Source organism: Pseudovibrio sp. Ad37 (assembly GCF_001623075.1).
GTDB lineage: Bacteria > Pseudomonadota > Alphaproteobacteria > Rhizobiales > Stappiaceae > Pseudovibrio.
In genome coordinates this window covers 26,312-46,629 of sequence record NZ_LMCF01000083.1, presented here as the reverse complement: position 1 = coordinate 46,629, position 20,318 = coordinate 26,312, and the positions used below count along the sequence as shown (strand labels likewise).

22 protein-coding genes and 1 pseudogene are annotated in these 20,318 nt (G+C 47.5%); 18 read left to right on the top strand and 5 right to left on the bottom strand.

The genetic code is table 11. From position 1 onward, the window contains the following. The first annotated feature begins 171 nt into the window (after positions 1–171). The 11 genes and pseudogenes from PsAD37_RS14010 to PsAD37_RS13965 all read left to right on the top strand — a co-directional run bounded on the left by PsAD37_RS14010 (position 172) and on the right by PsAD37_RS13965 (position 8,154). Positions 172–1,554 (top strand): DNA cytosine methyltransferase, encoded by a 1,383-nt coding sequence (locus PsAD37_RS14010; protein ID WP_063296680.1) that lies wholly within the window; start codon positions 172–174, stop codon positions 1,552–1,554. A gap of 312 nt (positions 1,555–1,866) precedes the next feature. Further along, entirely contained in the window at positions 1,867–2,907 is a 1,041-nt protein-coding gene (locus tag PsAD37_RS14005; RefSeq protein ID WP_063296679.1) for a hypothetical protein, read from the top strand. Positions 2,908–3,089: 182 nt separating this feature from the next. Next, a pseudogene (locus tag PsAD37_RS29580) lies at positions 3,090–3,281 on the top strand (primase-helicase zinc-binding domain-containing protein); the annotation flags it as partial. A gap of 36 nt (positions 3,282–3,317) precedes the next feature. Beyond that, entirely contained in the window at positions 3,318–4,211 is an 894-nt protein-coding gene (locus PsAD37_RS14000) for a toprim domain-containing protein (RefSeq protein WP_244272527.1), read from the top strand. Continuing rightward, complete coding sequence (locus tag PsAD37_RS13995; RefSeq protein WP_063296677.1) at positions 4,208–4,567, top strand: hypothetical protein; 360 nt, start codon at positions 4,208–4,210, stop codon at positions 4,565–4,567. The genes PsAD37_RS14000 and PsAD37_RS13995 overlap by 4 nt, the downstream gene beginning before the upstream one ends. Positions 4,568–4,763: 196 nt before the next feature. Next, positions 4,764–4,943 carry a hypothetical protein gene (locus PsAD37_RS13990; RefSeq protein WP_063296676.1) on the top strand — a complete coding sequence of 60 codons (180 nt, stop codon included), beginning with the start codon at positions 4,764–4,766 and terminating at the stop codon, positions 4,941–4,943. Between the two features lie 82 nt (positions 4,944–5,025). Continuing rightward, the gene (locus tag PsAD37_RS13985; RefSeq protein ID WP_063296675.1) at positions 5,026–5,358 is read left to right on the top strand and encodes a hypothetical protein; all 333 of its coding nucleotides are present in this window, start codon (positions 5,026–5,028) and stop codon (positions 5,356–5,358) included. A gap of 236 nt (positions 5,359–5,594) precedes the next feature. Beyond that, complete coding sequence (locus PsAD37_RS13980) at positions 5,595–5,999, top strand: hypothetical protein (RefSeq protein WP_153039751.1); 405 nt, start codon at positions 5,595–5,597, stop codon at positions 5,997–5,999. Between the two features lie 106 nt (positions 6,000–6,105). Beyond that, positions 6,106–6,789, top strand: a complete 684-nt coding sequence (locus PsAD37_RS13975; RefSeq protein ID WP_063296673.1) for a hypothetical protein — start codon at positions 6,106–6,108, stop codon at positions 6,787–6,789. Between the two features lie 43 nt (positions 6,790–6,832). Beyond that, on the top strand, positions 6,833–7,081 hold the full coding sequence (locus PsAD37_RS13970) for a hypothetical protein (RefSeq protein WP_063296672.1): 249 nt from the start codon (positions 6,833–6,835) through the stop codon (positions 7,079–7,081). Positions 7,082–7,773: 692 nt separating this feature from the next. Further along, on the top strand, positions 7,774–8,154 hold the full coding sequence (locus PsAD37_RS13965) for a hypothetical protein (RefSeq protein WP_063296671.1): 381 nt from the start codon (positions 7,774–7,776) through the stop codon (positions 8,152–8,154). A gap of 300 nt (positions 8,155–8,454) precedes the next feature. On the opposite strand, the gene PsAD37_RS13960 is transcribed toward PsAD37_RS13965, so the two are convergent. Further along, positions 8,455–10,269: a UvrD-helicase domain-containing protein gene (locus tag PsAD37_RS13960; RefSeq protein WP_063296670.1), complete on the bottom strand. Its 1,815-nt coding sequence runs from the start codon at positions 10,267–10,269 to the stop codon at positions 8,455–8,457. Further along, positions 10,266–12,095, bottom strand: coding sequence for an ATP-dependent endonuclease (locus tag PsAD37_RS13955; protein ID WP_063296669.1), 1,830 nt, complete (start codon positions 12,093–12,095; stop codon positions 10,266–10,268). The genes PsAD37_RS13960 and PsAD37_RS13955 overlap by 4 nt, the downstream gene beginning before the upstream one ends. A 679-nt stretch (positions 12,096–12,774) precedes the next feature. Between PsAD37_RS13955 and PsAD37_RS13945 the strand changes: the two genes are divergently transcribed. Next, positions 12,775–13,299: a hypothetical protein gene (locus PsAD37_RS13945; protein ID WP_063296667.1), complete on the top strand. Its 525-nt coding sequence runs from the start codon at positions 12,775–12,777 to the stop codon at positions 13,297–13,299. Between the two features lie 53 nt (positions 13,300–13,352). Here the strand turns inward: PsAD37_RS13945 and PsAD37_RS13940 are convergent, their stop codons facing one another. Further along, positions 13,353–14,057, bottom strand: a complete 705-nt coding sequence (locus tag PsAD37_RS13940; protein ID WP_063296666.1) for a hypothetical protein — start codon at positions 14,055–14,057, stop codon at positions 13,353–13,355. 341 nt (positions 14,058–14,398) lie between these two features. On the opposite strand from PsAD37_RS13940, the gene PsAD37_RS13935 reads away from it, so the two are divergent. After that, positions 14,399–14,752, top strand: a complete 354-nt coding sequence (locus PsAD37_RS13935) for a helix-turn-helix transcriptional regulator (RefSeq protein WP_063296665.1) — start codon at positions 14,399–14,401, stop codon at positions 14,750–14,752. Between the two features lie 276 nt (positions 14,753–15,028). Beyond that, positions 15,029–15,949, top strand: coding sequence for a M48 family metalloprotease (locus PsAD37_RS13930; protein ID WP_063296664.1), 921 nt, complete (start codon positions 15,029–15,031; stop codon positions 15,947–15,949). A gap of 203 nt (positions 15,950–16,152) precedes the next feature. On the opposite strand, the gene PsAD37_RS13925 is transcribed toward PsAD37_RS13930, so the two are convergent. After that, on the bottom strand, positions 16,153–16,833 hold the full coding sequence (locus PsAD37_RS13925; protein ID WP_193778268.1) for a hypothetical protein: 681 nt from the start codon (positions 16,831–16,833) through the stop codon (positions 16,153–16,155). A gap of 607 nt (positions 16,834–17,440) precedes the next feature. Here PsAD37_RS13925 and PsAD37_RS13915 point away from each other — a divergent pair. Both PsAD37_RS13915 and PsAD37_RS13910 read left to right on the top strand, forming a co-directional pair. Beyond that, on the top strand, positions 17,441–17,893 hold the full coding sequence (locus PsAD37_RS13915; RefSeq protein WP_063296661.1) for a thermonuclease family protein: 453 nt from the start codon (positions 17,441–17,443) through the stop codon (positions 17,891–17,893). A 133-nt stretch (positions 17,894–18,026) separates the two neighbouring features. Continuing rightward, positions 18,027–18,521: a hypothetical protein gene (locus PsAD37_RS13910; protein WP_063296660.1), complete on the top strand. Its 495-nt coding sequence runs from the start codon at positions 18,027–18,029 to the stop codon at positions 18,519–18,521. A gap of 340 nt (positions 18,522–18,861) precedes the next feature. On the opposite strand, the gene PsAD37_RS13900 is transcribed toward PsAD37_RS13910, so the two are convergent. Further along, entirely contained in the window at positions 18,862–19,356 is a 495-nt protein-coding gene (locus PsAD37_RS13900) for a hypothetical protein (protein ID WP_063296658.1), read from the bottom strand. A 210-nt stretch (positions 19,357–19,566) separates the two neighbouring features. On the opposite strand from PsAD37_RS13900, the gene PsAD37_RS13895 reads away from it, so the two are divergent. Continuing rightward, positions 19,567–19,818 (top strand): hypothetical protein, encoded by a 252-nt coding sequence (locus PsAD37_RS13895; RefSeq protein WP_063296657.1) that lies wholly within the window; start codon positions 19,567–19,569, stop codon positions 19,816–19,818. Further along, a complete protein-coding gene (locus PsAD37_RS13890) occupies positions 19,808–20,302 on the top strand; it encodes a hypothetical protein (RefSeq protein ID WP_063296656.1) in 495 nt (164 codons plus the stop codon). Before PsAD37_RS13895 ends, PsAD37_RS13890 begins: the two co-directional genes overlap by 11 nt. Positions 20,303–20,318: the final 16 nt, after the last annotated feature.

The window sequence follows — 20,318 nt, the reverse complement described above, 5'->3', positions numbered from 1 at the left end:
CGTCAACGAAGACGCAATGCTGATATTGGTCAAAAAACCAATAATAGACGCCTATTCTGCTTTTCAAGAAGTTAGCGTTACATCAATATTATCAGATAGTTATTTCTTAAGTTAGCGCCTATGGGGCCATGCCCCATCAGGGGTGTGGCTCGTTTTCTTATGAGGAAGACCATGCCAACAATCAAAGTTTTGAAACTAGGAACCACAAAAACTGGAAACCGCCGTTTTTGGGTGGAAGGCCACTATCTTGGTAAAGAAGGCTTTACTCCGGGGATGGGCTACAACGTCCATGTGGTTGATGATCAAGTCCAGCTGAAGGCTGATACCCTTGGCCAATACACTGTGAGCAAAAGGACCGCGAAAGGCACGCTAAAGCCAATCATTGACCTTACAAACGGTGTACTGGCTGAACTATTTGAGGGTGTCGAACGTCTGCGCGTTCAAATCTCTAAAGGGATGATCGTTATAACGGCGCATCATCAGGAGATTAAAACACGCAGGCGGGAAGCGCGGCTTAAGGAGAAGGTTCAACGCGGGCAGTCGCTGTCAGTCTGCAGCTTGTTTCATGGCGGCGGCATACTCGATAGGGCCTTGCATTCTGGAATGGCGCAAAGTGGTCTGCGATCCAGTGTTTCGATTGTCAGCGAGCTGGAGGATGAATTCCTCAATCACTCGATGGAAAATCCAGATATCTGGAGCGAAGATGTCATAGCCTTATGTGGGCCGGTTGAAATGATGAACCTTAGGAAAGACCCGCCAGAAGTTGACGTACTTTTTGGTGGGATTCCGTGCACTGGTGCTTCGCGAGCAGGTAGAGCGGCAAACAAGTTGGACCATGCTGAGTCTCACGACAAGGCAGGGGCTATGTTTTTTACCACTCTAAGGTTTATTGAGGAGCTGAATCCAAGCGTTGTAATGTTGGAGAATGTTCCTGAATACCAGAATACTGCTTCTATGGAGGTGATCAGATCTGTTCTCACCAGCATGGACTACAAACTCTCCGAAAGGGTGTTTGATGGTAGCGAGTTTGGTTCACTTGAAAAGAGAAAGCGATTGTGTGTGGTGGCCGTAAGTCGTGAGTTGGATCCCATCGATCTTGATGCGATCCTTCCACAGCTGCTTAAACCAGTAGATCTTTCGATAATTTTGGAAGATCGTCCTCTCGATGCGGATGAATGGAAGAGCCATGCGTCCAAGGTCGATAAAGAGAAGCGTGATCTAAAAGCCGGGAAAGGTTTTCGGATGCAGCTGCTGGCGCCTGATGCTCCTTCATGTGGGACAATTGGGGCCGGTTACAACAAAAGTCGTTCAACTGAACCGCGATTGCTTCATCCTGAAGATCCGGAAAAATCACGTCTTTTCACTCCCGTAGAACATGCGCGAGTCAAAGGCATCCCTGAAGAATTGGTTGCTGGTTTGCCAGCTACCACAGCGCACACCATCTTGGGTCAATCGGTCATATGGCCGGTGTTCGAAGCTGTTGGTTCAGCTATTGCAGAACATGTCCAACGATGGGCTTTCGAGGGCTATGCATTGCAAAAAATGGCAGCGTGAAGCCCGTTGCAAAAATCGGTGAGATAAACCACTTTCAATAAAAGAAGTTCTCCGGCGTGCGAAAGCATGTCGGGGAACAATCTGGACTTGTGTTGACCCTCGAAATTCAGTAGTTTTTGTTTAGCTCAATTCCCCATGCTGATAACGGTATTGGCAATCGAGCTTTGTGATGCTGTTGCATCGCATAGAAAAGCTAGCTGAGCTTTGTAAATAAGCAGCAATGAAGCGCATTTGCGCAAACACATATCAATACCCTGCCGGGAGATCTCCCGCAGGGGGACTCCTTGGTTTTTTAATTGAGGAGTAATCCTAATGACAAATCCATCTTCAAAATATGATGAAAATATCTTGTTGTTTATCGCTAGAGGCAAATGGCAAGACATTGTTCAAAAAATGAAACCATCTATTGATCCAGCGATACTCAAGCGGATCAATAAAAACAATGGAAGTGCGTCAGTTAATGGTGCGCGTTTCGATAATGGTTTTGCACTGCTTAGTTGGGACCTGAAGAAACCCAAAGCGGAAGTAGTCAACTTGATCGGTGAGCTTCTACATGCTCCAGAACATTTAACTGCAGAGCAACTCACTGGTGTTGTCCCTTTTGCTGTTAAGCAGGTGATCAAAACAGACGAGAACAAAGTCGTTCAAGCCCCAAAAGCTGAGCGGTCGATCAGAAGTAACTGGATTAGGTGTAGCGAGGAAAACGCAAGACCTGCCCATAAGTTTCTGCTCCAAAACGGGCTGACCCGTATACTTGATTTGGAGAGAAGTGACATTTGGTTTGTTCCTGGCAGGAAGAACCTTTTTTCCTTTCGAAGGGCTACTCATAGCATTGTCTGTGGTAGTCGAAACTCAAATGGAGAACTTGCGGCTCACTATCGCATTCCGATTTCATCCGAGGGGATATTATCGGGTGAGATAAAGCGCTTCAGTTCCGATAAGCGATCCACTTTAGCCAACACAACGCCGGTACGTTTGGGTTTTCCTGACAATGGCATTTTGTTCCTGGCTAAGGACGTTTTAAGCGCAATGGCAATATTCGAAGCAACTGGGATCCCTACTTGGGTGAGTATCTCAGGCGACTGGAAAGGGGTCACTCTTCCAAAACATGTTTCGACTGTTGTTCTTTGGGCAAACAAACGTAGCAAGGATACCCCGACCCCTGATGATGAGCATTTCATTGATGTTTTACAAGGGCAGGGAAGAGCTTGCGGATTGTTAACTCCAACAAGAGACCTAAAGGTGGGAGAACCAGAGCTATCATGGTTTGACATGTGGCAGACGGAAGGCGCCAGTGCGTTCCCTACGACCGCCAGAGCCCTATCTGTTACTCACAGCATAAAGGCCTCTTGAAACTGATTGATTTGGCTTTGGCCAATCAACCTTAAAAGCGCGAAAGCGCTGAACATTAACCCATGCCGGGGAGACTCCCGGTTGGGGCCTCCTTGGCATTTTTTTCTTCTCCAGCGGGGTTTCGTTGAAATCCAGTTGTCTGGATTTGAACGAAATCTCGCTTTAGCCAAGGAGGTAGTACGATGGTTTCTTATGACGCGAAGGTTGTTCAAGAGAAAGCTGCAGGCAAATGGGGGCAGATTGCAAGTGACCTGGCTCCTGATCTCCAGCCAGCCTTAGATGCAAATCACAGGCATGTTCCGTGTCCAATACATGGTGGCACAGACGGTTTCCGGCTGTTCCCACGTTTTGACGACAGCGGTGCTGCTATCTGCAATACATGCGGGTGTTTTTCCAAGTTTAAGTTGCTGATGGAAGTCAATAAATGGGACTTCTCGAAAACAGTAAATGAAGTTGGAGCTTTAATTGGTGCGTCGGCAGTGGACGGTAGGAAGCATCCGACCTCCAATAGCAGAGCGTTTAAAGCAACACCTGTGACAAAACAGGCTCCAAAGCCCAACAACAAAAGCATTGCTGATTACCGGAGAAAGCTCGACTATTTCTGGGGTCTCGGCGTTAGCGTTGGGCACCAGTCAGCGGAGCCTTTGCGAAAATATTGGCAGTCCAGAGGCCTGAGTAAGCTACTTCACGGGCCTTGTGATGATGTGCGTTTTGTTAGACGCTTCAAGCATCCGAGCGGGCAGTATTTTCCTGCCAAGTTTCTGGCTATTCGAAATAAGCAAGGTGATATCGTAAATCTTCACCGAACTTATCTGACAAGTGATGGCCAGAAAGCGGGTGTCGAAAATCCGCGGTTGATGATGAAGATACCAGAAAGATTTTCGATTGCCGGTTCTGCAATTCGATATGGAACGCCAATTCAAGGCGTTCTAAGCGTTGCTGAAGGCTTTGAAAATGCCGGTGCGGTTTACTGTGCAACGGGTCTTAATTGCTGGTCAGCAGTGACCGCAAACATGCTGAAGAGGTTCAAACCACCAGAAAGCGTCCATACGGTGCTGATCTGGTGTGACAAGGACATTCTCGGCGTCGGTGACTCGGCTGCATTAGAGTTGTGCCAACGACTGAAACTTGAAGGGCTTTCTGCCTTTATCATCAAACCGAAAGGGACCATTCCTCAGGGAACCAAGGGACTCGACTGGAACCAAGTTTGGCAACAGCAGGGATCTCAAGGTTTTCCGAGTGGTGAGCACCTCTGGCGGTATCTCAATGCACACAGGTCTCCAGATATGGAGGCCTATGCATGATCACGAGAGACGTAATTATCGTGAGGATACGAAAAGCGTTTCCTCATGCTCCACTCAATCTCCCCAAAGTCGCAAAAGCTTGGCTTGCTTTGCTCCAGAAAGACAAACTGACTTTTGATGATGCTGGAGAGTTGGACGTGATTACAGGCACTGACAATTTCGTCTTGCTTAAAATCTTTGAGAGGGCAAATTTCAACCCTGCCAAAGCGTTCGCACTCTGGCTCCAGGTTGATAGCGACATCATTCGAGAGATCTATTCAGATCATAGCTTGGATGAAAGTGTCTATCAGGACTTAATTGCCTGGGCTGGGCGGCGATACGATCAAATTGACGAAATCGTTGAACTTGGAAACTGACAGGCGCGCACTTTGTGCGCCTGTCCCCCTCGTCTCTTTTTCTATGCTCAAAAAGCATTGATGAAGCGATTTAGTGGTGCGTTGCATCGCTTGGTGAAGTTAGCTGGACTTCGAAAATAAACAGCATTTTCAATCAAAATATCATGAGCCTCTTAGGGCCGCTGGACTATCTGGCGCACCAAAGGACTAGTTCAATATGAACCATTACACATTGACATGGGAAATCGACGTGGAAGCTGCGACTCCCGAAGAAGCTGCTCAAGAAGCATGGAACATCATGCGAAGACCAGGCAGCTCAGCAAACGTCTTTAACGTTTCCGACGAAGAAGGCAATTGCGTAAAAGTGGATCTACAGGAGCTTATTGAGAGCTCTTAAAGTAGGTACTGAAATCATATCAACCCGCTGGGTGCACGCACCCAGCAGGGGAAGTGCGTCCGGCATAATAAGGATGCATTACATGCAGATAAAACGAAGTAGCAAGTTTCTTCGAAGGCTATTACAGCTCTTCGGTGTAGCCTCAGGCTATAGGCCTAGTGAAACATCGCTCGATAAGATTGCATCGATCTCAGAAAAACTTGGCATAAGTATTTTTGTCGGGGGAGTCATAAACGTTGCGATCAAAGAGACTATTCCAGTCTCAACATTACTCTTCTCCGTTCTGGGGGCAGTCATTATGTTTGTTACGAGTATTTTTACTACAGAAGCAGCAAGCAAAATGAGGTCTGAAAAGCAGTTGCGCGCAACGCGCAATAAGCGTTATCATTCACAAGAAGGAAAGCCTAGGAAATGAATATGTCTTTTATTCTTGTATCATCACCTATCCTGATTTTGTTTGCTGCATGGGCGATCTTTGTTTCACTTCGTGCGATCAGAGAAGCCTCTCACTATAAATAAGTTTGAGGCCACAACCATCTGGCCGTTAGGCCTGTTGCTCCTAAAATCACAAACTTAATTCCAAATAGATCCCGCTTGGGTGCACGCACTCAAGGGGAGATGGTGCGCCCAATTTTCTTGAAAGGTCGCACCATGACAACACTCAATCCTTCAATCACTTCATCTGAACGATCAGACAGCAAACCCTCTTTGCAAAATGATTTTGCTGCTGCTGCTGCTTGCGCGAGCGTTCAAGCAATCAAAAGCACTTCTCCTGATTTGGAAGCTAGTGTGTGGGTCGTTGGTCATGATCATGATCATGGGCTGGATACGCCCCTATTTACCAAACAAGAGGACTTTGATGCGTTTTTGATGAAGCAGCTGGAAAATTATGGTCATTTGCCATCGGATCGAATTGGTGATGGTAAAGAATTTTCCGACCCTGTGGATATGTTATGTTCGTTAGACATGCCTTGGGGACCGTATGACACCCTTCAATGGGAAGAGATAACGCTCGCTTCAGGCGATTTACTTTTTACCAAGCGAACTGAAACGTAGGCGAACTCCAAAGGCGAGACCGTCTTTTTCAATTTTATCAACCTTCATGAGGGTGGCGGCATCCCCTCATGAAGGGCCGTTGCTCTCTCATTTTTGGAGAAGCAAAATGCAAAATATCTTTCAGTATTTCTCAGCACAGCAAATGGGCGCGAAGGGTTACTCCAGCGAATCTGGTTTGAAGCCCTCACCACTAAAGCTCATTGACCGGTGGTCAGCTTCCGAACTAGACAAAAACATCCTTAAAAATTGGATCTTGAACACTCAGGATTACTGGATGAAAAATGGGCTGTTCGGTTTCACTAGGGATGGCGACGGGCCTGTTAACGTAGTGGTCTCGCTACCAAATTGTGGAACCAGAACAATCAAAGAAACGGCGATCTTAAAGGCATTCTTTCGTTGGCTGGATCGTGACGTGAACTCGGTCGTGAAAATGATTGAACGCGAGCAGGAGAAGCTGAGTCGTGTTCCGGAAGACTGGGTCGCAGTGGAGAGAAAACGTACCAGACGATTTATCGTCTCGGTCGGACACATGCACCGGTGTGCCGGTGATTTTGATGTTAGCGGATGGAGTGATCAGCAGAAGGATGACCACATCTCTTATTTCATGAGTGGGCATACCGCTGTTCAAATTCTTGTCGACATTCGAGATCAGCAGACCGGCAATGCCGTGCAAAAAGAGAGTTCACTTTCAGAACCCGGATTATATTGGCCTTCGCCAATCGGGGTACTTCATGAAGCTATATCTGAGATGAGAGAGCTCAGCGCGAACAGTGCCTCACTGGCAGCGTAAAAAAATAAACCAACTTCAATTTTCCAGTGTCAGGAGAAGCGTATTGTTTTTCATATTCATTGGCTTGTTGTTTGTGGCGATCATCGTAATCATCAAAACGTCTAAGCAATTGAGGCTTGAGAAGGTCAACAATCAGAGTTTGCAAGAGATACTGGTTGTTGCTGTGCACGAGCCTGAGCAAGCTCACAAACTCGCGAAGCAATGGGATGCAGAGGCCCAAGAGCATCATAACACTTGGCTTATGCTACCAGAAAATGGAGGAGGCTATGCGTCTTCTGCTATAACAAGATAGGGGGGGCTAGAGCCCCCTTTTTTTGTTTCAACGCGCCCTGTGGTTTGGTCGTTGAATATTCCGACCATGCTGTATCTCATATATGTGAGGTCTGTTCCAGTAGGGGGCGGAATGACACTCTAAGTGTCACGACCTGCAATCATAATCACCTCGGCTTGCAAACATCGCTATGGGATGGAAAAAATGTATCACTCTAAGTACAGCTTCGTTTAAGATATGTTGCTTGCTAAGCATGGCGGTCAGTGACCATTGCCGCCGTTCGCTGGTTACGGAGCAGCCTCAGCCAGAGGCAGACGCAAACCTAGGGTTGACCTTAATCAGCTTGTAATCAGGGCCAGGAGTTGCCATTCGAGCAGTTCCATCAAGGGTTGTAGGCGTCTGCTGAAGGGATGTTCTGAGTACCATGGTGAGCAGTCTTTTGTGGATCGATGCGATCACATGAGCGGGGCATCAAATGATTCTCAGAACCCATAGTGGCTAGTCATGTTTGAGGAGGCGAAGTATAAACAATAGAAGGAAAAGGTCGCGACTACAATATCTCCTGCATAGACGTGTTAAACAAGTCTGTATTAGCTTGATAGTCGCCTTTAGTGGCCAAACGATTATCAAAGTGAGTGCATGTTGGGCTTCGGTCGCTACAGGTTACCTGTAACAGCCGATTGATTGTCTAAGAAAGGTTATTGCACACCGATATGAGATCTTTTTATGCTGGGTTGTTTGTTTTCACTTCAATAGTTGCTGCGTTGTATTTGTCGATTGATGACAATGGCGTGATGTGGCCGTTTAATAAACCTACATTTTCGTTTTCACTTTTATGCAGAAACACCGCTGACGCGGCGGAAAAGGCGGCGAAATCGAGAGATAGTGGATATCCTTTGAAAGAATTTCTTATTGAGTTCAGCAGACCAGTTTGGCAACAAAAAGAGAACTCAATTCAAAGACAGGAATATATTTCTGCCGCCATACTTGCTTATTCAAATCCCAATGTTTCACCTGGCGTAATACATGATATGCAGGCGGATATATGCGAGGCCAAACGCGCCTATTATTTAGATCAGTTTTCGAAAAACTAAACCATACCCGGCTGATGTTGTGATGTTCAAAATCACCTTCGAGGGTCACTCAAAAATTGATTTCGCTTGGGTCAGAGGTGGTCATTCAGATGTCTCTATACTGAGTTGCACCAGAGCCACCCAAAGGCTTTTGTTGTTACTCTCAAGAGCGAACTGGTTGCTTGCTCAACCCTCACTGGACATTCTACACTTCTAAAACCTACCTATCGATTTACTGAATGCCACCGCTCATGAATGGCAAAGCATTTTGAGTTTTTTGATGAGTACATGGTGCCTAACCCAATCATCACGCTTTGCTTCCTACATCAAAGCGCGAACCAAAATACACTTGTCTTGTTTTGGCGTAAGAACGGTTGTCCGATACTTTGACCTAGTCACAGCCATGCGGAAGTTTTTCCGGTACTGAGCAATGTTGTCATTCGCCTCGTTTTCTCGCACAAATCTTCCACTATTTCTGACTATCCCTATGCCTCTCACGATGATAGGCATATCTTCAAACAGGATTGTCTCATCAAATTGTTTTCCTTTGGCTTTGTGCAAGTTCATTATGACCACACCACCCTCAGGCTGCCCTGCCATGGCAAAATGTTCTTGTACAAATGCCTCTTTAGTTAAATCAAACGCGCTTGGGTAGGCAGCGGCACCGTCCCAGTCTTCCGATAGAACTAGACGAAGCTGCTTTCCGCGATCCAGAAAGCGCAGATTGCGGGCTTCTTCCGCGATGTCGCGCAGTTGAACACAGCACCCCTTCTCCAAAACATTACGCACCATCACCCAGTCTTGCTGTGGATCACCAGTAAAAGAAAGAGCAAGTACTTCCTTGTAAACCTGCTCCATTTTTCGCATCTTCGAATTTGCAGGCAGATCTTTACCTATGGCTTGCCGCTCGCGACGTTTTTGAAGGTCCGCAACGAAACTGTTAGCCGTCTTGAGGTGGCCTTTAGCAGGACTGCTCCCACTCCGCCCGCGATAGAAACTGGCAACTTGTAAAACAAAGCGCTCGAAACCATCAGCTACTGGTCGTTTCTCAAGCAAAACCCCGATACAGTGAGCCGACAAAATAGCAGCATCCCGCTCGATCACAGCTGTATGCGGTATAAGTGGCATTTTCCCTAAACCTTGCGTGAACAAGTCAGAAATTTTTTTGGTCAGTGGCTTGGTCGGCACCAGCACAGCTACAGACCACGCTTCGCCGCTTGCCTTCATAGCTCGTTTTCGAGCCTGCATAACTTCGGTGATTAGCTTAGTATGCGCTTGCGCTTCAATGCGGGGGTATCCAACTAAATCTACCCCTTCATAGGCCAATTGAGAAAACGTCCCTCTAAGTATGTCATCACCAAACAGTGTTATGTCCGTATGAAGGTTTCGGTGACTGAGTCCACCTAAATCAATCTCTTCCGCTTCAAAATAGTCTATAAAATGGTTTGATCGCTCCGGGTCGGTGGCAATGAAATCGAAGATTCTCTGATCAGGATCAGCGAGAGCAAGACATCGCGACTTGCTGCCCAATCGCTTAACGATTTCCCACTGCTCATCGCTAGTATCCTGAAACTCATCCAAAATAATCAGAGGATACCGGTTCGCAACGAGATCGCCAATGGTTGGAAATTTGGTCAACAGATCAGCCAACAATGGCGCAAACAGATCGAAGCCAATTCTCCCATCTTCGAATGCAACAGTTTGCAGCACGGCTTTTTCTTCATCGGTGAGCTCAAGCAATCCGTCATCACGGGATTGATCCGTGGTGGTTCGAAGTTCAGACAAGACACCAGCAACATCAGCCGGTAGCAATAGTTCTAGTGAGTGTGGCAGGCCTAAAAGGTATCCGTGCCCCTTAAGTATGCGCCAAAAGAAAGAATGGTATGTATCAACTTCAATGCGATTTGAAACAGCCTTGGGCACGTTAAGATCACGGGCAATACCTTCACTCACACGAGAAACCGTCGCCCGCGCGAAACTCAAGAACAACACATGCTGCTCAGGCTTTAGCTCTGCCTCAACAAATGCGGCTGCCTTCATAATTGAGATTGTCGTCTTGCCAGCACCTGGCCCACCTAGCACCAGACAATGCCCTTCTGCATCCAAGGCCCGCCGCTGCTCGTCAGTTACCTTCATGCATCTGCTCCAGCTAGCACCAGTGGCTCAGGATCATCCTCTTCGCCAACACAGAGTTGTTGGATTGCTAAACAGGCATTCCGTATCCACTCAGGGATTTCTTCAAATTCACACTGCACTAAAAAATCTGCCGCGACCCCCTCTCCTTTGTATTTGGAAAGGTAGGCCTGCATCGCATTGGCAAGATCAGTTTTAGGAGTCGGAAATTGCGCTTGAAGCGCTTGCGGCCACGTAATGCTGTCGATGTATCGCTCCATGGCCGCTTCCGTAGTGCCTGCCAGCACCATCTTTTCAAAACCTTTCTCATCATGCATCAGTACAAGGTCAAGTGCGGCTTTCATGTCGGTCGTCACCGCTGCGTCTTGATCATCGCAGGTACAAATAACCTCTTTTCCAAGGCCGCGATATAAACCCGCCATTGCAATGATTTTGCTCTCGGAACCAGCATCAATCGTACACACACCGATGCTTTCAAGGGTTTTGAAATCTGCTGGTCTGAGTTTAGACAACCTTCGCGCCACCGCTGGAAACGCAATCGCTTCTGTTGCGCCCTCTGCCAGTAACACCCTACTTGACAGCAACCCCTCACAAAACACTGTTCGAAAGTTCTGACGGTAGAACTTCGGTTTGATCGAAGCAGGAAGTACTATCTCACGTTGTCTTAATACACCTGCCGCATCACGGCTAAGCGGGACCGTTTCTTTGACCCTAAACTCTTCGATTACATATGGCGAATGAGAGGTGAAAATCGTTTGCGATGAGAGCTTGCGAACTTCGTTGACAATCTGTTTTTGTGCATATGGAGGTATGGCAATCTCTGGCTCTTCCATTGCGAATATTACATTTTGCTTACCAGCAGCGATCTGAGACAAAAGTGCCAACACCAGCATATTGATGGTGCCTGTACCTTGCCGGTAATACGGAGCCAAATGTTCTCCATCACCAGTAGACATGAACGCAGTTACGATCTTGCGCAGATGCTCTCTAGTGAGATTTGATACTCTGAGCTGAGGTTGAGCACCCCACTCCTTTGGTACGTACTTCTTGAGTGCAGCGTTCACACTCTCAAGCACCTCTCCTAAGCCGCCTTCTGCGTCGTCAGATAGCTGCAGTGTCGAAAGAGACTCGAGACTGTCTTCCCACAACTTTGGGCGGGCCTCCTGCAATCTGAGAATAATGTCTAGTAGGCTTCCCCGTTCTAGACTAAGCGCCCGTGAGCCGGTTCGAAGGGTTCGAAGGTACAAGAAGCCACAGGTTTGCTTATCCTTTTTGCGGAACGGTTGCCGTTGTCCATCCTCATCTGTTTTCGTGAAAAACGTCTCCCCAGAAAAATCATCATCTTCGGTATCATACCAACCGATAAACGAGACACGAATGCAGGGCGATGCTGTTGCTACCTGTCCAGCAGTTGGCTGATCTAGGACACAACTTTGGGCATCGTCCCACCATTCGACATTCGCAAAAAAACGAGCTTTCTGTTCATCTGAGAGATCACAGACTGTCGCGTCGATCCGAAGAACCGGCGCGGTTCCTTCCGCAGGCTCTTCGACCTGTTCTGCCTCACCAATTGGGTCTTCATTAGTGTCGACCGCAGCTACAGCTGCTGGCTCTGGCTTACTTAGAATATACTTCCCTTGAAAGAAGTCGTGTTCATCGACTGGCGGCATCCTATGCGCGCGATCTGGTCCTAGCACTAAATCCAGCGCTTCGAGAACTGTCGACTTCCCTGTATTATTATCACCAATGAGGACCGTGTGGCTCGGGAAAACCAGTTCAGCTTCGGCTACCCCCCGAAAATTCTTAATGGAAAGGTTGCAAATTCTCATACTGCCCTCAAATGTTTAAATTATTCAACCAGCTTAACTAATCTGCAGGACAAACGGCAATATATAAAGCAAATTATCTTTGAACCCACGTCCGAATGAGTTGTGCAAATATATCGAGCTAAAAATTTCTTGGAATTCAACGTATTCTCTTCGCCCTCCACAAGTCACCGCATATTGAGAGAAAACTTCTGCTTGCTACCTTCCTTCTAAAACCTGAAGGTCAGTCGGTTGGTTGAGTCTAGGTGTCTGCTGTTAATTGATCCTCCAAACACATCTCGCCCGCAGCTAGCTTCTGCTTTCCGCCCTTTGCAATAAAGTGAATGAAGGTAACCCAGCGTTGTGGTCTTACTCTCACTCTGCGAACTCAGAGTTGGCCGAACGTCGGCAAATGGTCAGTCGGGTATTTCCAGATCGTCAATAAGAGCGACTGTAGAAGCCTTCAGTTGGACGTGTCTCAACTCATAATGGAAACGCCCGAAAGTCAGCTCATGACCCTTCAGGGTGATACTCTATTTCCACTTTTCGCTCAGACAGCAGAGAGAAGTTTTCGTCAAATTGATACATAGCTGCGCTCGCAAGCAGCCGAAAACTGGCATGTATTGATTGCGAGCTAGGCGAAGTCTTAGAACTCAGCTGAGCGTGAGATTAAACAAAAGTGAATGCTTGTAGGGGTGAACGTATGCGTACTGGTATCGAACTGATTGCGAGTGAACAGGAACGACAGATCCATGAAGAACGGCGGGGGGCAAATGGCGAGTACAAATACCAACGCGGCGAACTGAGTTCGGCTGCAGCCAACTACGCTCTTGCCTCAACCATGTGTTCGATGCAACAGGATAATCAATACAACGGCAATCCGCCACTCTATCGGACTGATATGTTCGATTGGCCTTTCACAGGCGCTTCTTGGAACCCTGGAAACCAGATCAAAATGCTGTCGATAGCTGGGGCTTTCATAGCGCAAGAACTAGAACACTTGATTCAAGAGCAAGGCCCGGATGTTGTTTTCACCGACGACCCCGCACCAACGATTTCGCCGCAAAGTCTTGAGAGCATACATATGGGAGACTTCCTACCTGAGCTGAAAGATATGTCTCGTTCTGAGCTTCGGCAGCACCTAGTGGAACTAAATGCCAGAATGGAAGAAGACAATGGGTTTAAAGAAGCGATCCAAGCAGAGCTTGTGGGGAGGCGGATTATATGAACGAAGTGGTTAGCCAATGAACAAGGCCAGCAATTTTGCTGGCCTTGTTCATTTTACGCAACCTGCGCAAAAGTTTCTGTCAGATCGCCTGAAACTCGTTCGATGTGAAACATCAAGTCGGTCAGGTGGACGCGAGCACATTCAGTGCTCTTGCTGTTTTCCGGATCATCCAACTCAGTAAGAATGAATCGTAAAAGGCGATCCGCAATTACTGCGTCACGGACGCCGGGAAACTCGGTTTTCAAATACGCATATTTTCCATTCTTATAGCTCGAAAGAACAATGCACTGACTGTGATTCCAAAGATTTTTCACATGGGACTGTAAACCCTGGCGGGGTTCTGCGGTTGGCTGGAGTACCTTGCACAATTCCTTAAATATGTCCTGCCGTGTTCTGTTTATGTCTGTCAGTAGCCATTGATAAAAATCTAGGACTAGATGCTGGCGATGTACCGCCAAGTCAAAGGCTGTCTCTACCAATGGGGCTGAGTTGGTGGACGAAAAATCGCAGGTCACCTTAAACGGCGATTCTCCGATGTCACGAACGGCATTTGAGTACCAGTGTTCAAGTTCTGCACGATCTACGTTGTCGTAGTCAGACTCTCTGACGAACCTAAGTGTCAATCTCCTAAAGAGTTCGAGGGAAATCGATCCAAAGAACCGCACGCCGCTATGTGAACTATCTGTGGGAGCTTCTAGCCCGAGACACGGATATCCGCGTAATTCAAGGCGTCTACGAATTGCTGCTGTGTTAATCATATGCTTACTCCAAATTTGGAGGGAGCACCGCCCCAGAGGTGCGATGCACCTCTGGGGTTTCAAAACATAGTTCGCTGTTTATTTTCGAAGTCCAGCTAACTTCACCAAGTGATGCAATGCATCACTAAATCAATATTCGTACTGCACGATAGCTTATCCGATTGTGTATCGCAATCATTGCAGCCACAGCTGGGTAATCGTTGGACATTCCATAATACATATTGCGCGTTCTTTCTGTGTCAGCGCGGCGTATAGTTTGACATATCAAATTGATATCAATCTTGGGTGGTATTATGGCTTTGGAGGATAGGATAATGTCGAAAATCAATGCGTGAGGAACAATGGAAATTCACGAACGGCTGCGAATGGTGCGGAAACACCTTGATAAGAAACAACTCGAATTTGCTGATGAATTGGGTGTCTCCGGCACTTCTTATAAGAACTATGAGGGAAACGTGACCCCCGTTCCGAGCGCTGTTTTGATTCAGCTGTCTAAGGAGTACGCTATCTCTGCTTCATGGCTCTTATTAGGACGAGGTGATATGCTGGAGCCGTCACCAATTAGATTGGTGAAGAGCGCGGTTTTAGCTGCGAAAACCATCATTGATGAATTCGGTTTTAAGCCGGATGTTAACCAGGAAGCAGAACTGGTTTGCAAAATGTTTCGTGAACTCTATGAACTTCGATCTAAGTAGAGCTTCTATAGTACCCTCTCTCCGCGACTTTAGGTTGGTTGAGGCAACTTGCATGAGAAAGCGGATCTGAACAGCGCTTTTGTACGCAAGCCCATATTTGGCCGCGACTGCGCAAATATTTCCATCCATGAAGGCAGCACTACAATTGAAGGTGCGAAGGGGCCTTAAGGCCAGGAAGGATCTGCAAAGGCTCCCTACTTTGTATAATAGCCAATTTACTTGATAGCTAACGGACTACAGGGTAGTTTGCATGAGGTATTTCATAAGGTATTTCCGATGCTTAAGCTATTTCGCGCATTGATAATTGAAATTGTTGCGTTGCTTACACTTGGCCTCTACCTGATCGGGTCTGCTATGCTGATCGCATTAGTCTTGCAGCTGGTCAGGCGACTACTTTCACTGTTTTATGCTAACGTTCCGCAAATCACGGACCTGCACGCATTTGGTATAAGCGCTCTCGTAACTGTTTTTTGGGCCATGGTCGCACATGTCATTCCTGGCCTGATTGAAACTCTCACTGACATTGAGGTAGGGGCTAGAAAGCCTAGTGAACGCGAAAAAAAACAATTGGCCGATGCTCTTGAACTGGTGCAGCTACAAGCAACGACCGCCAATGTCGCGCTACCGCGTATCGTCTTGCGTGTCATCGATCAAACAGGTGAGAATGCTGTTGCATACACGCGAAACCGAGTTGCAGTCACCAGCGGCTTGCTTATTACAACTCAGACACGAGACAACGGACTGTTGGAACTTGGATCCGTCATCGCGCATGAAATGGGACACTTGCGCCATTGGGACACGCGATGGCAAATGCTTTCACGCCTATTGATGGCACCGTACAACTTCTTAATCAAAGTGATAATCAGGATGCTTGGTCCGATTCCGCTCGTTGGTCCGGTTTCCATCTTAATACTGATGGCTTTATCGGTGCCCGTTCGCATTGCAAATAGTTTGCTGCCGTTAACATCCAGACTTCAAGAGTTTAGAGCAGATGAATTTGCCTTTCGTCTGGTAGGTCCATCAGGGATCGCAAGTTTGTTCGACTCTATGTATCGCCGTGAAAATGTCGCGGGTTCCGGCTTGTTTGCATATTGGGTTCGCTCTCACCCACCTATAGAATTGAGGCGCGACCGCCTGCTGAAACTGGCCGATAAAGTTTCAAACTCCACCGTTGTTCACTCAGCTGAGCGTGCTTAGTGCCGCTGATCTGGATGATGCAGAGTTCCTCTGCCGTTGAGCCTCTTGGCCTGTGCCCTGCTCCTGGCCGCGCCGCGCGCTGCGGCTCCAACAGCTCAGCGCCCTGCCGCTGAGCTGGAACAAACCAAGAATTTGTGTCTCTTAAGTATGAAGCATTATTACTTTTCGACACCGGCGGGATAATTGTTTTCTATCCGCCCGTTTTACCGTTCTTTTTGCTTCTCATCTTTCTTGAGTGCCTTTTCCACCCAATCAGGTGCTTCACCTAAATCTTTGTCGGTCACATCGTCGGGAAACTTTTTCCAAAATGCGATGATCGCACTCGAAAACTCGTCGAGGTGATCTTCGTTCACTTTGAGCTGATCAAATTGTATCCACATAGGATGTTCGCTTGGGAGATTCTTAAAAAACTCTGGGTATTCATCGCGCAGCGTCTCAAATGATCCTCCATTTCCATGCTTAAAGACATTCACCACATGGCGGCAGCGGTTCAAAGATTCAAAAAACTCAGTGTCCTCAATATTCCAGCCCATGGATTTCAGTAGTTCAACGATCTGATCGAAATTTGCATTCCATACCCGCTTTGGGAACTCTTTGCCATCGTACCATTTTCTGATTTCTGTTGTGAGTAAGTCTCGGAGCTGCTTATCCCATTGGTGGAACATTCCGGCAGTAATGATTAGCCGTGTGGTTTCACGCAGATCGACAAGCATGCCATAAAATTCGATTGCTTTCTGTTCGGCCCTCTCATAACCGTGCGCCGGATCGTCGGTTTCGGGGTTAAACCACTTTCCGCTTTCTTTCAGCCATTCGTCAGCGTGTTTGTCTGCATCTTCATTGATATTCTCAAATTGTGACAGCAAGCGATGCTTCCCCTGCTCCACATAGAATTCATGCCCCTCTATCAGACTTTGCCTGTAAGGTTCGTACATCAGAAAAAAAAACTTTTTCGCGCATGCCTGTTTCCTTCCCTACAACGTTCCTTTTCGGGCTTCTGCAAAGAACTACCGTACATGAAAACGTGCGGCGTGTTTTGCTTGCCTTCAAGCAGTCTATCGAGTGCTATCCAACCAAAGCTTACCCTGATGTATTGCCAATAACACTAGAACAACAACCCCACCGCTATAGGACACCATATCCGCAGCTCGCTCAGTCATTTCACCAAAGGTTTCCACCGAGCTAGCCCATCTGCTAAAGCTGAAGGGCTTGATCCAAATCCCGGCAATCACAAGGGCAACGAAATTAATTCCCAAGTGTCCAAGAAACTTGTCCGCGTTAAGCCATCGCCAATTTTTTATAACCAGCACACAAAATGAACCAAGGGGCAATGTATTCTAAAGGAAGCAGGTAGTTCATGTTTCTCCTCAGGTTCACGATTTAGCACTCCCCAATGTTTGACCTTGATTTGTGGTGTTAGCTCAACTGAGAGTGCGCCGATTCTGTTAGGGTTGAACACTATACCAAAATTCATGTGGGGAGCTCACCGGCGCAATGAAACGCAACAATGTATTGGTTCTGTCAGTTTTTTTTGTCGGCCTGAATGCTTGCATAGCTGCAGAAGCACTGGCTGAAGAGAGCTCTCGCGAAATTAGCCGAGCTCGGGTTGAGTACCAAAAGTGTGACAAAGGTCGCGGCCCGGACTGTGTGATTGATGGCGATACGTTTTACATCGGATATGAGCGGATCCGTATATCTGACATCAATACACCCGAGACCTACCGCCCGGAATGTGATTACGAAGCTCAGCTCGGAGCAAAAGCAACAGCGCGCATGATTGAGCTCCTGAATGCCGGCCCTTTTGAACTTGTGGCTACTGGCAGAGACAAAGATCGCTACGGTCGTCTCTTGCGAAAAGTTGTGCGTGATGGTCGGTCTCTGGGTGACATACTGGTGCGCGAGGGACTGGCAAGGCATTGGACTGGGCGCCGGAAGCCTTGGTGCTGACTCTGCTAAGCGCCGTGTTGATCTGCTCTGGAATTGCGCGATCTGCTTCTTCGTGCCATATTTTCTGGAATTGGCCCTCGTCGAGGGAGCATTCATTTCAGTCTCAGGCCTAGGGGAGTAAACAGGCTACAGTATGTTGCTATTGATTATTGTCCTGGCGTTGGTTTCACTGGTCTGTTTTTTCATTGCGGTAAAACGTGGCAGCGCTGTTCTCTACTTGGGAGTGCGTGATTTTCTTTGGTCAATGTGTCTGCAATTAACGCCGATTTATACCGGATTGTTGTTGTTGTGGCTGCGGCCTGAAGGTGCGCCGTTAGCGGTAGGTAGCCTTCTTCAGACGTGGCTTCAAGTTGTCGTTGCGGGACTTAGTCTGGCGGTATTTCTCTATGCCTTATCCAGATCGCTTAGGTTCGCTATGCTCGCAAATGGAAATCTTGCCGGGTTCTGTTTATTCCTCCCGAAAACCATAGCTGGTTTGATTGTTGTTTGGTTTTCCGGAGGTGTAATGAGCCTTTTACTCGGCCAGAAACGAACCGTAAAAAGGACAATGTTGTCGCTGCTGATCTTTGGCTTCGGTGGCCTGCTCGTGGAAGCGCTGATTACGCCAACTCTGAAGAAATCACCTTAGTTAGATTGCCTATTCTGGATGAGGGCGTTTAATCTGTCGTTGTTGTTCAGTAACTTAACCAACATCAATGTGAAACTGCCGAGCGTGAACGTCTTGATGATATCACCCGCGCTCGCAAGCGACATGACTCCCGCGTTGTACATTTGGAAAGCTTGGTAGAAGACATCTGCGAACATCAAAAGCGCAAAGAACTTCAATAGGGTATTTTTAGTCGACTTCATCGCAAAAGACCTGTCTTTGTTTTGTTGCATCAATACAGCGCGTATAAATTGCATTTTGCATCTATACTTCGCTTTGTGTTTTGGTTTCAACCCACCATGATGATGGTTTGTCCTGCGGCTCAGCCTTCTGGATGCCGCCGCCGCTGATCTTTGTTTTGCGAAGCCTTAATGTCTTTGCGCAGCTGAGTGCAAAAATCTTCCAAGTCGTCTCCAGCTTTGTAAAGAACGTCCATGGTTTGCACGTAAACGAGTGCTTTTGCGTCCCAGATAGCATTTATTGTTGCTAGCGCTAATTTTTGCGAAATGCCTACACAGAGCGGACTGCGAAAGTAGACCTGATCCAGAGGTATCTCACTTTTTGACAAGGCATGAATGAGCGTTGCTCGATTTGGGAGTTTTGCCGGCCAACGGTCGTCTCCCCATCTGGTTGTCTTCACGTCTCTGATATCGTCTGTAAACGTGGTCGGCACCTCTTCGATGCCCGAAAGCCAGTCGTTATGCGCTCCCCATGCGCGAGCGCCAGCTATTTGCTGGGCTTTGCTCGGGAGCCACTTGTGCAGAGTGATGCAAGCCCATTTTTGGAACTCGCTACCGTTATGTGTTGCTAAAACCAAACCCTCAGCCTCGCTGCTATTTATACCACAAATAGCAAAAATATATTGACTTCGGCAATGATTTTATTTTTACTATATGTGGTAAAAATAAAATGTGTCGAGAGCTGGCGTGAGAATGCTGTGCCGAGTGATAGCGTAGATTGGTAAGGCATGGCCTCTGTTTGAAATAGCAGATGCCCCTGCCCTTTGAACGATTGAGGTAAGTGGCAAATGTTGCCTTTGACTGACCATATGAAAGAACTCATCCGGGCAACGGTAGAAAATGGTCTTTCAGATCACGAGATTTGGGCCAAGGTTCGAGTCCAGTGTGGCAACTCAGGCTACAACGTTGTTAACGGCCTCATTGACCGTAGGCTGCTCGATTTCTTTAAAGGCAACAGCGGCGATACGCTCAGGGCTACAGAGGCAGGAAAGGCCTACGTTCGCGAGAATAACCTTTCTGGAGGTGCCAATGGGTACTGAGGGCAATGAGAAGCATACAATGGGCGAGTATGCCGATGGTTATGCAAAGGGCCTAGAAGACGCTGCCAAGCTCGCTGAAGGTTGGCCGACACATTCAGCTGGTGATGATTATCAAACTGATGGCTCGAAGTTCTGGGATGCTGGAAACAACTATGACCAAGGCCGGATAGATGCTGCAGCAGCAATCCGGCACTGCACAAATCTCAATCAAAAATCTAACCGATTAGACAGGAGTACCGTCATGCAGAGTTTTGTCACACCAACATGCGTGGCTACGTCAAAGCAATTCATCTTTGAACTCGGTGCTGCAGGGCTTTTGTATCATCCTGAAGATCGCGCTGACGACTGCCTGCGTGATCATAACCTTGATGCAGAAACACTCGCCTCTATTCAGGAAAAGATGGACGCAGCGTCCAGCCACCTGAGCGACTCCTGCGCGGTGGCTCTGGAGGTTCTTAATGGATCTGATCCTGAGACATGCTAAATTCAGTGGACCATTT

Excerpts from the sequence above, each read along its gene's own strand:
- PsAD37_RS13940 (WP_063296666.1), bottom strand. The coding sequence starts at position 14,057 with ATGATTAACACAGCAGCAATTCGTAGACGCCTTGAATTACGCGGATAT.
- PsAD37_RS13995 (WP_063296677.1), top strand. The coding sequence starts at position 4,208 with ATGATCACGAGAGACGTAATTATCGTGAGGATACGAAAAGCGTTTCCT.
- PsAD37_RS13915 (WP_063296661.1), top strand. The coding sequence starts at position 17,441 with ATGAAACGCAACAATGTATTGGTTCTGTCAGTTTTTTTTGTCGGCCTG.
- PsAD37_RS13965 (WP_063296671.1), top strand. The coding sequence starts at position 7,774 with ATGAGATCTTTTTATGCTGGGTTGTTTGTTTTCACTTCAATAGTTGCT.
- PsAD37_RS13930 (WP_063296664.1), top strand. The coding sequence starts at position 15,029 with ATGCTTAAGCTATTTCGCGCATTGATAATTGAAATTGTTGCGTTGCTT.
- PsAD37_RS14000 (WP_244272527.1), top strand. The coding sequence starts at position 3,318 with ATGGAAGTCAATAAATGGGACTTCTCGAAAACAGTAAATGAAGTTGGA.
- PsAD37_RS13990 (WP_063296676.1), top strand. The coding sequence starts at position 4,764 with ATGAACCATTACACATTGACATGGGAAATCGACGTGGAAGCTGCGACT.
- PsAD37_RS13980 (WP_153039751.1), top strand. The coding sequence starts at position 5,595 with ATGACAACACTCAATCCTTCAATCACTTCATCTGAACGATCAGACAGC.
- PsAD37_RS13910 (WP_063296660.1), top strand. The coding sequence starts at position 18,027 with ATGTTGCTATTGATTATTGTCCTGGCGTTGGTTTCACTGGTCTGTTTT.
- PsAD37_RS14010 (WP_063296680.1), top strand. The coding sequence starts at position 172 with ATGCCAACAATCAAAGTTTTGAAACTAGGAACCACAAAAACTGGAAAC.
- PsAD37_RS13985 (WP_063296675.1), top strand. The coding sequence starts at position 5,026 with ATGCAGATAAAACGAAGTAGCAAGTTTCTTCGAAGGCTATTACAGCTC.
- PsAD37_RS13975 (WP_063296673.1), top strand. The coding sequence starts at position 6,106 with ATGCAAAATATCTTTCAGTATTTCTCAGCACAGCAAATGGGCGCGAAG.
- PsAD37_RS14005 (WP_063296679.1), top strand. The coding sequence starts at position 1,867 with ATGACAAATCCATCTTCAAAATATGATGAAAATATCTTGTTGTTTATC.
- PsAD37_RS13960 (WP_063296670.1), bottom strand. The coding sequence starts at position 10,269 with ATGAAGGTAACTGACGAGCAGCGGCGGGCCTTGGATGCAGAAGGGCAT.
- PsAD37_RS13955 (WP_063296669.1), bottom strand. The coding sequence starts at position 12,095 with ATGAGAATTTGCAACCTTTCCATTAAGAATTTTCGGGGGGTAGCCGAA.
- PsAD37_RS13945 (WP_063296667.1), top strand. The coding sequence starts at position 12,775 with ATGCGTACTGGTATCGAACTGATTGCGAGTGAACAGGAACGACAGATC.
- PsAD37_RS13895 (WP_063296657.1), top strand. The coding sequence starts at position 19,567 with ATGTTGCCTTTGACTGACCATATGAAAGAACTCATCCGGGCAACGGTA.
- PsAD37_RS13935 (WP_063296665.1), top strand. The coding sequence starts at position 14,399 with ATGGAAATTCACGAACGGCTGCGAATGGTGCGGAAACACCTTGATAAG.
- PsAD37_RS13890 (WP_063296656.1), top strand. The coding sequence starts at position 19,808 with ATGGGTACTGAGGGCAATGAGAAGCATACAATGGGCGAGTATGCCGAT.